The organism is Stenotrophomonas sp. CC22-02, from assembly GCF_004365115.1.
GTDB lineage: Bacteria > Pseudomonadota > Gammaproteobacteria > Xanthomonadales > Xanthomonadaceae > Stenotrophomonas > Stenotrophomonas forensis.
Map to the genome: position 1 here is coordinate 3,376,236 of NZ_SOCO01000001.1, position 14,168 is coordinate 3,390,403.

Sequence of the window (14,168 nt, forward strand, 5' to 3'; positions counted from 1 at the left end):
ATGCTTGATGGGCGGCGCCGGGCTCTCCCGGCGCGTGGACACGAACGGCTCCAACGGCGCCGCCCATCCCTTTCTGCAGAACCGCTTGATGCCTTCGATCCTGATCATCGACGACAACGCCAGCGTGGGTACCGCGCTGGACGTGCTGTTCTCCCTGCACGACATCGACACCCTGCAGGCGCAGAGCCCGTCCGAGGGCCTGGCACTGCTCGAGTCGCAGCCGGTCGACCTGGTGATCCAGGACATGAACTTCAGCGAGGACACCACGTCCGGCGAGGAGGGCGAGGCTCTGTTCGCGCAGATCCGTGCGCGCCACCCTGATCTGCCGGTGATCCTGCTCACCGCCTGGACCCACCTGAGCAGCGCGGTGGACCTGGTCAAGGCCGGTGCCGCCGACTACCTGGCCAAGCCGTGGGACGACCGCAAGCTGCTGACCACGGTCAACAACCTGCTGGAATTGTCCGAGGCGCGTCGCGAACTGGATCGGCGTCGCAGCCGTGAACTGCGCCAGCGCAACGCCCTGGAAGCGAAGTACGAATTGTGCGGCGCCGTGTTCGCCGACCCGGCCAGCGAGCGTGTCATCGCCCTGGCCTGCCAGGTCGCGCGCTCGGAACTGCCGGTGCTGATCACCGGCCCCAACGGGGCCGGCAAGGAGAAGATCGCACAGATCATCCAGGCCAATTCACTGGTGGCCAAGGGCCCGTTCATCACCGTCAACTGCGGTGCGTTGCCATCGGAACTGATCGAAGCGGAACTGTTCGGCGCCGAAGCCGGTGCCTACACCGGTGCCAACAAAGCACGCGAGGGCAAGTTCGAAGCGGCCGACGGTGGCACCCTGTTCCTCGATGAGATCGGCAACCTGTCGCTGGGCGGGCAGATGAAGCTGCTGCGCGTGCTGGAAACCGGCCGCTTCGAGCGCCTGGGCTCCAACCGCGAGCGCCAGGTCAAGGTGCGCGTGGTCAGTGCGACCAACGCCGACCTGCCGGCCATGATCCGCGACGGCACCTTCCGCGAAGATCTCTATTACCGCCTCAACACGGTGGAACTGGTGCTGCCGCCACTGGCCGAACGCCCGGGCGACATCGTGCCCTTGGCCGAGCGCTTCCTGGCCACCGACAAGCCACTGTCCAGCGCCGCGGCCACGGCGCTGCAGCGGCATCCGTGGCCCGGCAATGTGCGCGAACTGCGCAATGTGATCCAGCGCGCCCAGCTGCTGGCCACCGGCAGCCGCATCGAAGTGGCTGACCTCAACCTGCCGCGCACCGCGGCGGCACCGCGCCCGGCACCGGGTGCCGGCAATGATCCTGATCGCGCGCGCATCGAGGATGTGCTGGCACGCAACCATGGCGTGATCGCGCAGGCCGCGGCCGAGCTCGGGCTCAGCCGCCAGGCGCTGTACCGGCGCATGGACCGCCACGGCATTCCGCGCGAATGAAGCGGCGCTCGTTCACCTTCCGCCTGTTCCTGCGCCTGCTGCCGGTGCTGGCGCTGGCTGCCGCGTTGCCGTGGCTGCTGGCGTACTGGATGGATCACGGCTGGGTGATCACCACGGTATCGACGCTGGTCCTGCTGTCGCTGATGTGGTGGACCCTGCGCCGTGCGACCGCGCCGGTACGCTCGCTGATGCGCGCCCTCTCCGGCACCACCAGCAGCTACCGCGATGGTGAATTCAACTTCGGCGTGCACTGGCCGGGCAATGATGAGCTGGGCGACCTGGTGCAGGCGCACCGGGAGCTGGGCGATGTGCTGCGTGCGCAGCGGCAAGGGCTGGTACAGCGCGAACTGCTGCTCGACACCATGGTGCAGAACACGCCGGTGGCGATGCTGCTGATCGCGTCCGGCGGCGATGGCATCGCCCGCGTGGTGTTCTCCAACCTGGCCGCGCGCAAGCTGCTGCACGGCGGCTGGAAGCTGGAAGGCCAGCGCCTGGAAGACGTGCTGGAACAGGTGCCGGTGGAGCTGCGCGATGCGATTGCTCGCGGCGGTGACAGCCTGTTCGCGGTGCATGCCGAAGGCGAGGACGGCGACGAGGACGACGAGCAGGTCTACCACCTCTCACGCCGCGCGTTCCAGCTCAACGGCCGCCCGCACGACCTGCTGCTGGTACGCCTGCTGACCGCCGAACTGCGCCGCCAGGAAGTGCAGACCTGGAAAAAGGTGATCCGGGTGATCAGCCACGAACTCAACAACTCGCTGGCGCCGATCGCTTCGCTGGCCCATTCCGGCGGCGTGCTGGTGCAGCGCGAACGCTTCGACCGGCTGCCGGAAATCTTCACCACCATCGAAGACCGTGCGCGCCACCTGGAGGGCTTCATCCGTGGCTATGCGCGCTTTGCCAAGCTGCCCCAGCCACAACTGCAGACCGTGCACTGGGCGCCGTTCCTGTCCAGCCTGCGCCAGCAGATTCCGTTCACCATGGAGCGCGAGCCGGACGAAACGCTGAGCAGCCGCATCGATATCGCGCAGTTCGGGCAGGCGCTGTTGAACCTGCTGAAGAACGCGCACGAAGCCTGCGCGGAAGCTGATCCACCCAACGATGACGTGCAGGTGCAGCTGACACGGCTGCCGCAATGGCTGCGCCTGGACGTGCTGGACCGCGGCAAGGGCATGAACGAGCAGGTACTGCAGAACGCGCTGATGCCGTTCTATTCGACCAAGCGCAACGGCACTGGATTGGGGTTGGCGCTGACCCGCGAGATCGTGGAGGCGCACGGCGGGCGGGTGTCGCTGCAGAATCGCGGCGATGGCGGGTTGTGCGTGTCGATCCTGCTGCCGGCGGGTTGAGCCGGCCGATGGGGTAGATCCACGCCATGCGTGGATGTGCCGACCAAGCTCGGCAGCTACCCAACCCGTCGCATCGCCACCCGCACGTGCATCGGAAACCCGAGCGCAGCCTCTTCGGCCATGACGGCGCGCAGGCCGTCGCTCCACTCCGCCTCAGGCACGATGTCGAACCCTTCGCTGGCATAGAAGGCTGCATTCCACGGCACATCGCTCAAGGTGGTCAGCACCGCTGCAGCAAAGCCGGCGGCCCTGGCCTGCGCCAAGGCATGCCGCAGCAATGCACGGCCATGGCCTCGACGCGCATGCGCGGGGTCCACATCCATCTGCAGGACATGGAACTCGCCACACAGCTCGCCGCCCAGCAGATAGCCGGCGATGCCACCGTCAGCCGCATCCACGACCCACAGCTGCCGGCGCTCAAGGCCGTCCTGCAGTGTCGGCAGATCCAGGCCGTGAGCGGCAAATACCGGATAGGCTTCGTGGCCCTTCAGCCGTTCGCCAGCGCGCTGCTCGATGCCCGGCAGCACCCTGAGCTCGTCGGCATGCGGAATACGGGGCTCAGGATTTCTTGACAGGGCGTTTCCAGCCATCGATGGTTTCCTGCCGTGCGCGTGCCAGGGTCAGCTTGCCGTCCGGCGCGTTGCGGGTGATGACCGAACCGGCAGCGATGGTCGCGCCCTCACCGATGGTCACCGGCGCCACCAGCGAGCTGTTGGAACCGATGAAGGCGTTGTCGCCGATGGTGGTGGTCGACTTGTTCACGCCGTCGTAGTTGCAGGTGATGGTGCCGGCACCGATGTTCACCTTGCTGCCGATGACCGCGTCGCCCAGGTAGGTCAAATGGTTGGCCTTGCTGCCGACGCCGAGGGTGACCTTCTTGGTTTCGACGAAGTTGCCGACGTGCACGCCATCGGCCAGCACGGTACCCGGACGCAGGCGCGCGAACGGGCCGACCAGCGCAGCGCCCTCGGTGACCACGCCTTCCAGATCGCAGTGCGCGCGCACCTCCGTGCCCGGCCCGAGATTGACGTCCTTCAGGCGGTTGAACGGACCGACGGTGACGCCGTCGCCGAGCACGATGTTGCCCTCCAGGACCACATCGACATCGATCAGCACGTCACTGCCCACGGTGACCGTGCCGCGGATGTCCAGACGTGCCGGATCACGCACGCGCGCCCCCTGCGCGCACAGGGCCCGCACGGCGCGCCGCTGCCAGGCGCGCTCCAGCTGCGACAGCTGCCAGGGATCGTTCGCGCCCTCGGCCTCCTGCGCGTCGGCCACCAGCGCCATCTCGGCCGGTGTGTACTCGTGTGCAGCGAAGGCGAAGACATCCGTCAGGTAGTACTCGCCCTGTGCGTTGCTGTTGGAAAGCTGCGACAGCCAGCGGCGCAGTGCGGTCGACTCGGCCGCAATGATGCCGGTATTGATCGTGCGTACACGCAGTTGATCGTCAGTGGCGTCCTTCTGCTCGACGATCGAGCCGACCTTGCCCTCGGCATCGCGCAGCACGCGGCCGTAGCCGGTGGGGTCATCGACCTCGGCGACCAGCACCGCCAGGCGACCCGGCTGCGCCAGCAGGTCACGCAGGGTCTGCGCGCGGATCAGCGGCACGTCGCCGTACAGCACCAGCACCTGCACCGCGTCGGGAACCTGCGGCATCGCCTGCGCCACCGCATGACCCGTGCCCAGCTGCTGGGCCTGCTCGGCCCACAGCAGGTCAGGCTGGTCCGCAAAGTGCTGCCGCACCGCTTCACCGCCGTGGCCGTAGACCACGTGGATGGCGACAGGCTGCAGTTCGCGTGCCGCGGCGATCACATGTGCCAGCATCGGCTCGCCGGCGATCGGCTGCAGTACTTTCGGCAGCACCGATTTCATGCGCTTGCCTGCGCCGGCGGCGAGGATGATGACGTGCAGGGGTTGGGTCATGGCAACGGCAATCTATGGTTCGTTGCCGATGATTCTAGTGCGTGGGCCGCTAACATGGGGGCCTGCCCGTCTTCACCCCAGCCATGAACCTGCTCCGCCAGGGAAGCGCCTACCTCATCATCGGCGCACTGCAGCTGCTGCTCGACTGGGCGGTGTTCGTGCTGGCCACGGCGGCCGGCCTGCCCGTGGTACCGGGCAACCTGGCCGGGCGCCTGGCCGGCATGCTGCTGGGCTTCTGGTTGAACGGGCGGATCACCTTCGCCACGGCCGATGGCCAGCAACGGCTGGGCTGGCGCCGCTTCGCGCGCTTCCTGCCACTGTGGCTGCTGCTCACCACGGCCAGCACGCTGCTGGTATCTGCCGCGGATCATGCGCTGGGCCTGCAGTACGCCTGGCTGGCCAAGCCGCTGGTGGAAGGCGGCCTGGCCGTGGTCTCGTTCCTGTTGCTGCGACAGGTCGTGTATCGCTGATACGAGGTGGGGATCGGGATCTGTAGAGTCGACTGTCAGTCGACTGCTTTTCCATCAGGCCGCGAAAAACCCGCGCTGCGCGCGATAGTCGACCAACGGTCGACTCTACCCAGTGCGGTTGGCATCAACAAAAACGCCGGCGCAGGGCCGGCGTTCTCGTGGGTGCAGCGCGAACCTCAGTGCTTGAGGGTCTTGCGCAGGCGTTCCAGCGCCTGCAGCTGCACCACGGCCTCGGCCAGCTTCTGCTGGGCTTCGGCAATTTCCATGGCTTCACCACGGTTGGCCAGGATGCGCTCGGCTTCTTCCTTGGCCTTGCGGACCGAGGCTTCGTCGATGTCCTGCGCGCGGATCGCGGTGTCGGCCAGCACGGTCACCACCTGCGGCTGCACTTCCAGGATGCCGCCGGAAATGGCGAAATCCAGCTGCTCGCCGTTCGGCGTGGTCACCACCACCTTGCCCGGCTTCAGGCGGGTGATCAGCGGCGCGTGCTTGGGCGCGATGCCCAGTTCGCCCAGCTCACCGGTGGCCACGACCAGGGTCGCTTCGCCACGGAAGATTTCCTGCTCGGCGCTGACGATGTCGCAACGGATCGTGCTCATGCAAATCTCTTCGCTGTTCGCGGCGGCGCAATGCCACCGTGGGAGTCCACCGGTGCGGGCGGTTGCCCGGCACCGGCGTCAGGTCGGGCAGGATCGCTCCCGCCCGTCCCGGATCAGGCCTTCTCGGCCATCTTCTTGGCCTTCTCGACCGCTTCTTCGATGCCGCCGACCATGTAGAACGCCTGCTCCGGCAGGTGGTCGTACTCGCCATCGACGATGGCCTTGAAGCCACGGATGGTGTCCTTCAGCGGCACGTACTTGCCCGGCGAACCGGTGAACACTTCGGCCACGTGGAACGGCTGGCTGAAGAAGCGCTCGATCTTACGGGCGCGCGACACGGCCTGCTTGTCCTCTTCGGACAGCTCGTCCATGCCCAGGATCGCGATGATGTCCTTCAGTTCCTTGTACTTCTGCAGGGTCTGCTGGACGCGCTGGGCGGTGTCGTAGTGCTCGTGGCCGATGACCAGCGGGTCCATCTGGCGGCTGGTGGAGTCCAGCGGATCGACGGCCGGGTAGATACCCAGCGAGGCGATCGAACGCGACAGGGTCACGGTCGAGTCCAGGTGGGCGAAGGTGGTCGCCGGCGACGGGTCGGTCAGGTCGTCCGCGGGAACGTAGACGGCCTGGATCGAGGTGATCGAACCGTTCTTGGTCGAGGTGATGCGTTCCTGCAGGACGCCCATTTCCTCGGCCAGGGTCGGCTGGTAACCCACGGCCGACGGCATACGGCCCAGCAGTGCCGACACTTCGGTACCGGCCAGGGTGTAGCGGTAGATGTTGTCGACGAACAGCAGGACGTCCTTGCCCTTGCCGTTTTCGTCCTTCTCGTCGCGGAAGTACTCGGCCATGGTCAGGCCGGTCAGGGCGACGCGCAGGCGGTTGCCCGGCGGCTCGTTCATCTGGCCGTACACCATCGCCACCTTGTCGAGGACGTTGGAGTCCTTCATTTCGTGGTAGAAGTCGTTGCCCTCACGGGTACGCTCACCCACGCCGGCGAACACGGACAGACCGCTGTGCGCCTTGGCGATGTTGTTGATCAGTTCCATCATGTTGACGGTCTTGCCGACGCCGGCGCCGCCGAACAGGCCGACCTTGCCGCCCTTGGCGAACGGGCACATCAGGTCGATGACCTTGATGCCGGTTTCCAGCAGTTCGGTGGCCGGGGACTGGTCTTCGTACGACGGGGCCGCACGGTGGATTTCCCAGCTGTCGCTGGCGGCCACCGGGCCGGCTTCGTCGATCGGACGGCCGAGAACGTCCATGATGCGGCCCAGGGTGCCAGCACCGACCGGCACGGAGATGCCGCGGTTGGTGTTGGTGGCGATCAGGTTGCGCTTCAGGCCATCGGTGGAACCGAGGGCGATGGTGCGCACCACGCCGTCGCCCAGCTGCTGCTGGACTTCAAGGGTGATTTCGGTGTTGTCGACCTTCAGTGCGTCGTACACCTTCGGCACCGACTCACGCGGGAATTCGACGTCGACGACCGCGCCGATGATCTGAACGATCTTGCCCTGACTCATTGCTGCATCCTCTAATGTGTGCTTTGAACGAACGCGGTCAGACTGCTGCCGCGCCGCCGACGATTTCGGAGATTTCCTGGGTGATCGCTGCCTGGCGCGCCTTGTTGTAGACGAGCTGCAGGGTGCCGATCAGCTTGTTGGCGTTGTCGCTCGCCGCCTTCATCGCAACCATGCGTGCGGCATGCTCGGAGGCGACGTTTTCCAGCAGTGCCTGGTACACCAGCGACTCGATGTAACGCGTCATCACGTGCTCCAGCACGGTCGCGGCATCGGGTTCGTACAGGTAATCCCAGTCGTGGTGAGCGACCTGCTTCTCAGCCGGCGGCAGCGGCAGCAGCTGATCGAAGCTGGCCTTCTGCGTCATGGTGTTCACGAAGCGGTTGTAGACCAGGTACACGCGGTCGACCTTGCCTTCGGTGAAGGCGTCGAGCATGACCTTGATCACACCGATCAGCGATTCCAGCTTCGGCACGTCGCCGATGTGGGTCACGCTGCCGACCATGTTGACCTTCACGCGGCGGAAGAAGGTCGATGCCTTCTGGCCAATGGTCACCAGGTCCACTTCGGCACCCTTGTCCTGCCATGCCTTGGCTTCGCCCAGCATCTTGCGGAACAGGTTGTTGTTCAGGCCGCCGGCCAGGCCGCGATCGGAGGAGATCACGATGAACCCGACCCGCTTGACCTGCTCGCGCTCGACCAGGAACGGATGCTGGTAGTCGGTGCTGGCCTGGGCCAGGTGGCCGATCACCTGCTTCATCGCCTGCGCGTACGGACGCGAGGTCTTCATCCGATCCTGCGCCTTGCGGATCTTGGAGGCCGAGACCATTTCCAGGGCGCGCGTCACCTTGCGGGTGTTCTGCACGCTCTTGATCTTGGTTTTGATTTCGCGTCCGCTTGCCATCTCTTGTTTCCCGTGGCGCGGGGCTGATGCCCCGCGTTGTTCAACCGTTTGTCATCTGGTCCAGCGGAGCCGGTGGCTCCGCTCTACAGGACCGCGATTACCAGCTGCCGGTGGTCTTGAACTCGGCGATGCCCTTCTTGAAGGCACCTTCGATGTCGTTGTCCCAACCGCCGGTGGCGTTGACCTTGCTGACGAGCTCGCCCTGGGTGTTGGCGAAGTGGGCGTGCAGGCCTTCTTCGAACGCCAGCAGCTTGTTGACCGGCACGTCGTCGAGGTAACCCTCGTTGACGGCGTAGATCGACAGCGCCTGGTTGGCGATCGACATCGGCGCGTACTGCTTCTGCTTCATCAGCTCGGTGACGCGCTGGCCACGCTCCAGCTGCTTGCGGGTCGCTTCGTCCAGGTCCGAGGCGAACTGCGCGAACGCAGCCAGCTCACGGTACTGGGCCAGCGAGATACGGATGCCGCCCGACAGCTTCTTGATGATCTTGGTCTGGGCCGAGCCACCGACGCGCGACACCGAGATACCGGCGTTCACGGCCGGGCGGATGCCGGCGTTGAACAGGTCGGTTTCCAGGAAGATCTGGCCGTCGGTGATCGAGATCACGTTGGTCGGAACGAAGGCGGACACGTCGCCGGCCTGGGTTTCGATGATCGGCAGCGCGGTCAGCGAACCGGTCTTGCCGGTGACCTTGCCTTCGGTGAACTTCTCGACGTATTCCTCGGACACGCGGGCAGCGCGCTCGAGCAGACGGGAGTGCAGGTAGAACACGTCACCCGGGTAGGCTTCACGGCCCGGCGGGCGCTTCAGCAGCAGCGAGATCTGGCGGTAGGCCACGGCCTGCTTGGACAGATCGTCGTACACGATCAGCGCGTCTTCGCCGCGGTCCATGAAGTACTCACCCATGGTGCAGCCCGAGTAGGCGCTGATGTACTGCATGGCAGCCGATTCGGAAGCGGTCGCGGCCACCACGATGGTGTGGGCCAGCGCGCCGTTCTCTTCCAGCTTGCGCACGATGTTGGCGATGGTCGAAGCCTTCTGGCCGATCGCAACGTACACGCACTTGATGCCGGTGCCCTTCTGGTTGATCACCGCATCGATGGCCATGGCGGTCTTGCCGGTCTGGCGGTCGCCGATGATCAGCTCGCGCTGGCCACGGCCGATCGGGATCATGGCGTCGACCGACTTGTAACCGGTCTGCACCGGCTGGTCGACCGACTTGCGCCAGATCACGCCCGGAGCAACGCGCTCCACCGGAGCGGTCAGGTCGGTGCCCAGCGGGCCCTTGCCGTCGATCGGCTCGCCCAGCGCGTTGACGACGCGGCCCAGCAGTTCCGGACCGACCGGCACTTCCAGGATGCGGCCGGTGGTCTTGGCGACGTCGCCTTCGCGCAGGTGCTCGTAGTCACCCAGGACCACGGCGCCGACCGAGTCGCGCTCCAGGTTCAGGGCCAGGGCGAAGGTGTTGTTCGGCAGTTCGATCATTTCGCCCTGCATCACGTCGGCCAGACCGAAGATGCGCACGATGCCGTCGGACACGCTGGTCACGGTGCCTTCGTTGCGCGATTCCGCGGCCAGCTTGACCTTCTCGATGCGGTTCTTGATCAGTTCGCTGATTTCGGAGGGGTTGAGCGTGGTTGCCATCGTCAAGTCCTAGTGCCGGCAGCGGGGCCGGACGTTAAATGAATTCAGTTAGCGAGCGCGGTCTGCAGACGGGCCAGCTTGCCCTTCAGCGAACCATCGATGACCACGTCGCCGGCGTCGATCACGGCGCCGCCGATCAGCGAGGCATCGACCGCGGTGGTCACGTCGACCTCGCGGTTGAAGCGCTTGCGCAGCGCGACCTTGATCGCATCCAGCTCAACGGCCGACAGCTCGGCCGCCGAGGTCACGGTGGCCTTGACCACGTGCTCGGCTTCGGCGCGCAGGGCATCGAACATGCCGGAGATTTCCGGCAGCAGCGGCAGACGATGCGAGTCGGCCAGGATGGCCAGGAAGCGCGAGTAGGTCTCGCCGTGGGTCACCGGCGCCAGCAGGGCGACGGCGTCGTCACGGCCCAGCTCCGGGTTGGCGAGCAGGGCCGCCACGCGCGGGTCGGCGGCGACGTGGGCGGAGAACGCCAGGGCGTCCGACCACGGCGCGAACGCGCCTTCGTCGCGCGCGGTCGCGAACGCGGCGCGGGCGTACGGGCGGGCAAGCGTGAGGGCCTGGCTCATCCTTAGATCTCCGAGGCCAGCTCGTCGAGCAGCGCCTTGTGGGCGTTGGCGTCGATTTCGCGCTTGAGCAGCTTTTCAGCACCGGTCACGGCCAGCGCGGACACCTGCTTGCGCAGATCTTCACGGGCACGGTTGGCGGCGGCGTCGATTTCAGCCTGGGCCAGTTCCTTCTGACGGGTGGCTTCGGTGATCGCTTCGTTACGGGCAGCATCAACGATCTGGTTGGCGCGCGCGTGGGCCTGGTCGATGATCTCGTTGGCCTTGGTGCGTGCTTCTTTCAGCGCTTCGTTGACCTTCTCCTGCGCCTGGGCCAGATCTTTCTGGCTGCGGTCGGCAGCAGCGAGGCCTTCAGCAATCTTCTGCTGGCGCTCTTCGATCGCGTTCATCAGCGGCGGCCAGATCTTGGTCGCGATGATCCAGATCAGACCAGCGAAGGCGAGCGCCTGCGCAAGAAGGGTGAAATTGATATTCATGGTTAGCTCGATCGCTGGTTTCGGGGTGGACGCGCCGCCGTAGCGGCGCATCCGGCCTTCATCCGAAACCGGGTGCATCAGCACCCGGTCGTCTCAAACCGCTGTATCAGCCGGCCAGAGCCTTGGTGACGGCGCCAGCGAAGGCAGCCGACAGCGGGTTGGCGAAGGCCAGCAGCAGGCCGACGGCGACCGAGATGATGAACGCGGCGTCGATCAGGCCGGCGGTGATGAACATGCGGACCTGCAGGACCGGGATCAGTTCCGGCTGGCGGGCGGCCGACTCCAGGAACTTACCAGCCATGATGGCCAGACCCAGACCGGCGCCCAGCGCGGCCAGGCCGATCATGATGCCGACGGCAAGGGCGGTGGAGCTCTGAATCTGCGCGAAGTTGGTCAGGACGGCGAAGTACATGGTTATCTCCAGGAACTTAAGTTGCTAAGGGTGATGAAACGGATGAAGGTTGAAACGCGTTGAAGCTTGAAACTCAGTGAGCGTCTTCCGACAGGCTCAGGTACACGATCGACAGCATCATGAAGATGAAGGCCTGCAGCGGGATCACCAGCAGGTGGAACAGCATCCAGCCAAGGCCGAACGCACCACCGGCAATGGCACCGAAGAAACCGGCACCACCCAGCACCCAGATCAGCAGGAACACGATTTCGCCGCCGAACATGTTGCCGAACAGTCGCATCGCCAGCGAGATCGGCTTGCTCAGCCACTCGACGATGTTGAGGATCAGGTTGAACGGCATCATCCACTTGCCGAACGGCGCCGTCAGGAATTCCTTGATGAAGCCCAGCAGGCCCTTCGACTTCAGTGCGAAGAACAGCATCAGGAAGAACACGCTGATAGCCATGCCCAGGGTGGCATTGACGTCGGCGGTCGGCACCGGCTTCCAGTAGTGGATGCCCGCCCATTCCAGCGGCTTGGCGATGAAGTCGGCCGGGATCATCTTGATCAGGTTCATCATCAGGATCCAGAAGAAGATCGTGATGGCGATCGGCGTGACCAGCTTGCTCTTGCCGTGGTAGGTGTCCTTGGCCTGGCGGTCGACGAACTCCAGGCAGATCTCGACGAAGGCCTGCCACTTGCCCGGCACGCCGGCGGTGGCCTTGCGGGTGCCCAGCCAGAAGGCGACCACGATCACCAGGCCCATCAGGACCGCGGTGAGGAAGGTATCGACGTGGATATGCCAGAACATACCCTCACCCTTGCCGACCGGCGCGGTCAGGTTTTGCAGGTGATGCTGGATGTAGCTGGTAGGGGTTAGAGCCTCGCCCGCCATGTGTCCGGAACCTTCAGTTAATTGAATTCTGTCAACGCCTGGCCATGGCCAGGACCTGGAACATCAAGCCGACGGCGATACCGGCCAACAGCGCCAATGCAGGCAGCTTGAAGACCAGGAACCCCACCAGCAGGACGCCGAAAACCACCACCCACTTGGCCACGATCGCAATGATCAGGCGAGCCATCGCCGATCCTGCGGCCACGGCTCCCCCGCTCAGTGCCATCCGCGCTGCCACCCAGCCACCGGCCGAAATGGCCACACCGGACGCCAGCGCGCCGAGGGCATACTTCGGACCCACCAGCAGGAAGGCCAAGGCCAGGACAGCGACCGCGGCCAGCGGGTAGACCGCGGCGCGCAGCATCAGTCGCCGACCCGCATCAACGGAGTTCAGCACAGGACGTCCCGCGTGGTTGCAAGTGGAGGGCTGAGGCGGCTACAGCAGAGGGGGCCTCATCGAGCCGCCAAATTATAGCAATGGGACAATTTGCGAGACAACCGCTGCCTGTTCATCCCGGCAAGCCGCAAGTTGCGGTAACGGTTACATTTTTGCGTACCACCCGGGGGACAATGACGTCCGTGTCATGCTGCGCTGCAATATTGAACTTTGGTCGCAGGCGCGGAACTTTTGCCTCGGGCACCGGTCCGATCATTCGACCTGCCTGCAGCAACCTCGTCGACGCTTCGCCCCGCAGGTCCCACGATGGCCCCGAAGCCCGGCTCCGGGGCCATCTTTTTGCATCGTCGCGACAGCGCTGAACCGTGCACATCGCGTGGACCATACGTTCACGGATGGTGGACGTCGATGTCCGGCACAGTGGATTTCATTCTGATGAACCACTGCAAGGACTCTTCGATGCGCTCCGTTCCCACCCTGCTTGCCCTCTCCCTGCTCGCCGCCGGCGCCTCGTTCGCCAATGCCGCCCATGCCGCTGAAGGCGACGACCGTTTCGCCATCCGCCTGGGTGCGATGAACATCGATTCGGACAATACGATCCGCGGCAAGACCAATGTGGCTGGCCAGGACATCGCCCTGAACCAGGACTTCAAGCTGGGTGGCAAGGAATGGGAGCCGCGCATCGACGGCATGTTCCGCATCAGCAATCGCCAGCGCCTGCTGTTCAACTACTTCAAGTACGACAAGGATCGCCGCGAGACGCTGGACCAGGGCATTTCCTTCGGCGGTGAGAATGTGCCGGCCGGCAGCTTCGTGAAGGGTGAGCTGAAGTACCAGGTGGCCAGCCTGGTCTATGACTACTCGGTCGTCGATACCGACACCTTCGACCTCGGCCTGCAGATCGGTGGCGAGTACGCCAAGGTCAGCACCAAGGGTTATGCCGACCTGGGTACCGTGTACGAAGGCCAGTTCCTCGACGAGAAGGCCGACGGCATCGCGCCGGTGGTGGGTGCGCGCATGACCTTCACGCCCTCCGAGCGCTGGATGATCACGCTGCAGGGTCAGTACCTGAACACGCGCTGGGGCAGCTTCGATGACTACAAGGGCGACCTGAGCCGCGCCAATGCCATCGTCGATTACCGCTTCACCAAGAACTTCGGCGTGTTCGCCGGCTACGACTGGTTCAAGCTGGACGTGGACAAGAAGGGCAGCGACGGTACCGTCGGCCTGAAGCAGGAATTCAAGGGCCCGGTGGCAGGCGTCAGCTTCGTGTTCTGATCCCCCGCCCCTTCCACGGCACTCTCTCTCCTGGCGCGGCCTCCGGATTATCGGGGCCGCGCTTTTTTTGTGGACTCCTGACGGGACAGCAGAAGCGGGTTGGTCGAGCGCTGGAGGGAGCGGGGGCTGCGTGCGAATGTCCCCCGGCGCCGGCCTGCGGCCGACGCCTCCTCCTTTACTTCGCACACAGCCCCCGCTCCCTCCGCGTATCAGTCATCCAGGCGGCCGCAGGCAGCTGCTCTCGACTGTCCGTAAGCCGAGCCGCTGCGCGGGTGGCGGGCGTTTCGACAAAGTAAAGGAGGAGGCGACCGCCATAG

The 14,168-nt window shown here is 65.2% G+C and carries 15 protein-coding genes; 4 read left to right on the forward strand and 11 right to left on the reverse strand.

All coding sequences use genetic code 11. The annotated features are described in order from the left end of the window. Positions 1-88 precede the first annotated feature (88 nt). Positions 89-1,435 (forward strand): sigma-54 dependent transcriptional regulator, encoded by a 1,347-nt coding sequence (locus tag N440_RS15420; RefSeq protein WP_133935623.1) that lies wholly within the window; start codon positions 89-91, stop codon positions 1,433-1,435. Further along, positions 1,432-2,784 carry an ATP-binding protein gene (locus N440_RS15425; RefSeq protein WP_133935624.1) on the forward strand — a complete coding sequence of 451 codons (1,353 nt, stop codon included), beginning with the start codon at positions 1,432-1,434 and terminating at the stop codon, positions 2,782-2,784. Before N440_RS15420 ends, N440_RS15425 begins: the two co-directional genes overlap by 4 nt. Before the next feature lie 56 nt (positions 2,785-2,840). On the opposite strand, the gene N440_RS15430 is transcribed toward N440_RS15425, so the two are convergent. Together N440_RS15430 and glmU are read right to left on the reverse strand one after the other, a co-directional pair. Further along, positions 2,841-3,374: a GNAT family N-acetyltransferase gene (locus N440_RS15430; RefSeq protein ID WP_133935625.1), complete on the reverse strand. Its 534-nt coding sequence runs from the start codon at positions 3,372-3,374 to the stop codon at positions 2,841-2,843. Beyond that, complete coding sequence (gene glmU / locus N440_RS15435; protein WP_133935626.1) at positions 3,343-4,710, reverse strand: bifunctional UDP-N-acetylglucosamine diphosphorylase/glucosamine-1-phosphate N-acetyltransferase GlmU; 1,368 nt, start codon at positions 4,708-4,710, stop codon at positions 3,343-3,345. The genes N440_RS15430 and glmU overlap by 32 nt, the downstream gene beginning before the upstream one ends. Positions 4,711-4,793: 83 nt before the next feature. Between glmU and N440_RS15440 the strand changes: the two genes are divergently transcribed. After that, complete coding sequence (locus N440_RS15440) at positions 4,794-5,180, forward strand: GtrA family protein (RefSeq protein ID WP_133935627.1); 387 nt, start codon at positions 4,794-4,796, stop codon at positions 5,178-5,180. A 176-nt stretch (positions 5,181-5,356) separates the two neighbouring features. Here the strand turns inward: N440_RS15440 and N440_RS15445 are convergent, their stop codons facing one another. The 9 genes from N440_RS15445 to N440_RS15485 form a co-directional block, all read right to left on the reverse strand. After that, positions 5,357-5,779, reverse strand: coding sequence for a F0F1 ATP synthase subunit epsilon (locus tag N440_RS15445; protein WP_006471332.1), 423 nt, complete (start codon positions 5,777-5,779; stop codon positions 5,357-5,359). 113 nt (positions 5,780-5,892) lie between these two features. Beyond that, positions 5,893-7,299, reverse strand: a complete 1,407-nt coding sequence (gene atpD, locus N440_RS15450; RefSeq protein ID WP_006471333.1) for a F0F1 ATP synthase subunit beta — start codon at positions 7,297-7,299, stop codon at positions 5,893-5,895. 37 nt (positions 7,300-7,336) lie between these two features. After that, a complete protein-coding gene (atpG, locus tag N440_RS15455) occupies positions 7,337-8,200 on the reverse strand; it encodes a F0F1 ATP synthase subunit gamma (protein WP_006471334.1) in 864 nt (287 codons plus the stop codon). Positions 8,201-8,297: 97 nt separating this feature from the next. Further along, positions 8,298-9,845, reverse strand: a complete 1,548-nt coding sequence (gene atpA, locus N440_RS15460; protein ID WP_008266965.1) for a F0F1 ATP synthase subunit alpha — start codon at positions 9,843-9,845, stop codon at positions 8,298-8,300. Positions 9,846-9,889: 44 nt separating this feature from the next. Next, on the reverse strand, positions 9,890-10,417 hold the full coding sequence (locus N440_RS15465) for a F0F1 ATP synthase subunit delta (RefSeq protein WP_133935628.1): 528 nt from the start codon (positions 10,415-10,417) through the stop codon (positions 9,890-9,892). 2 nt (positions 10,418-10,419) lie between these two features. Continuing rightward, positions 10,420-10,890: a F0F1 ATP synthase subunit B gene (locus N440_RS15470; protein ID WP_005419512.1), complete on the reverse strand. Its 471-nt coding sequence runs from the start codon at positions 10,888-10,890 to the stop codon at positions 10,420-10,422. A gap of 106 nt (positions 10,891-10,996) precedes the next feature. Then, positions 10,997-11,302, reverse strand: a complete 306-nt coding sequence (atpE, locus tag N440_RS15475; RefSeq protein WP_005411133.1) for a F0F1 ATP synthase subunit C — start codon at positions 11,300-11,302, stop codon at positions 10,997-10,999. 73 nt (positions 11,303-11,375) lie between these two features. Continuing rightward, positions 11,376-12,176: a F0F1 ATP synthase subunit A gene (gene atpB / locus N440_RS15480; RefSeq protein WP_133935629.1), complete on the reverse strand. Its 801-nt coding sequence runs from the start codon at positions 12,174-12,176 to the stop codon at positions 11,376-11,378. Positions 12,177-12,207: 31 nt separating this feature from the next. Then, a complete protein-coding gene (locus tag N440_RS15485; protein WP_006471338.1) occupies positions 12,208-12,573 on the reverse strand; it encodes a hypothetical protein in 366 nt (121 codons plus the stop codon). A 459-nt stretch (positions 12,574-13,032) separates the two neighbouring features. Between N440_RS15485 and N440_RS15490 the strand changes: the two genes are divergently transcribed. Next, on the forward strand, positions 13,033-13,851 hold the full coding sequence (locus tag N440_RS15490) for a hypothetical protein (protein WP_133935630.1): 819 nt from the start codon (positions 13,033-13,035) through the stop codon (positions 13,849-13,851). The last annotated feature ends 317 nt before the right edge of the window (positions 13,852-14,168 follow it).

Coding starts and splice junctions, on each gene's coding strand:
- N440_RS15420 (WP_133935623.1), top strand. CDS start 89: ATGCCTTCGATCCTGATCATCGACGACAACGCCAGCGTGGGTACCGCG.
- N440_RS15425 (WP_133935624.1), top strand. CDS start 1,432: ATGAAGCGGCGCTCGTTCACCTTCCGCCTGTTCCTGCGCCTGCTGCCG.
- N440_RS15430 (WP_133935625.1), bottom strand. CDS start 3,374: ATGGCTGGAAACGCCCTGTCAAGAAATCCTGAGCCCCGTATTCCGCAT.
- glmU (WP_133935626.1), bottom strand. CDS start 4,710: ATGACCCAACCCCTGCACGTCATCATCCTCGCCGCCGGCGCAGGCAAG.
- N440_RS15440 (WP_133935627.1), top strand. CDS start 4,794: ATGAACCTGCTCCGCCAGGGAAGCGCCTACCTCATCATCGGCGCACTG.
- N440_RS15445 (WP_006471332.1), bottom strand. CDS start 5,779: ATGAGCACGATCCGTTGCGACATCGTCAGCGCCGAGCAGGAAATCTTC.
- atpD (WP_006471333.1), bottom strand. CDS start 7,299: ATGAGTCAGGGCAAGATCGTTCAGATCATCGGCGCGGTCGTCGACGTC.
- atpG (WP_006471334.1), bottom strand. CDS start 8,200: ATGGCAAGCGGACGCGAAATCAAAACCAAGATCAAGAGCGTGCAGAAC.
- atpA (WP_008266965.1), bottom strand. CDS start 9,845: ATGGCAACCACGCTCAACCCCTCCGAAATCAGCGAACTGATCAAGAAC.
- N440_RS15465 (WP_133935628.1), bottom strand. CDS start 10,417: ATGAGCCAGGCCCTCACGCTTGCCCGCCCGTACGCCCGCGCCGCGTTC.
- N440_RS15470 (WP_005419512.1), bottom strand. CDS start 10,890: ATGAATATCAATTTCACCCTTCTTGCGCAGGCGCTCGCCTTCGCTGGT.
- atpE (WP_005411133.1), bottom strand. CDS start 11,302: ATGTACTTCGCCGTCCTGACCAACTTCGCGCAGATTCAGAGCTCCACC.
- atpB (WP_133935629.1), bottom strand. CDS start 12,176: ATGGCGGGCGAGGCTCTAACCCCTACCAGCTACATCCAGCATCACCTG.
- N440_RS15490 (WP_133935630.1), top strand. CDS start 13,033: ATGCGCTCCGTTCCCACCCTGCTTGCCCTCTCCCTGCTCGCCGCCGGC.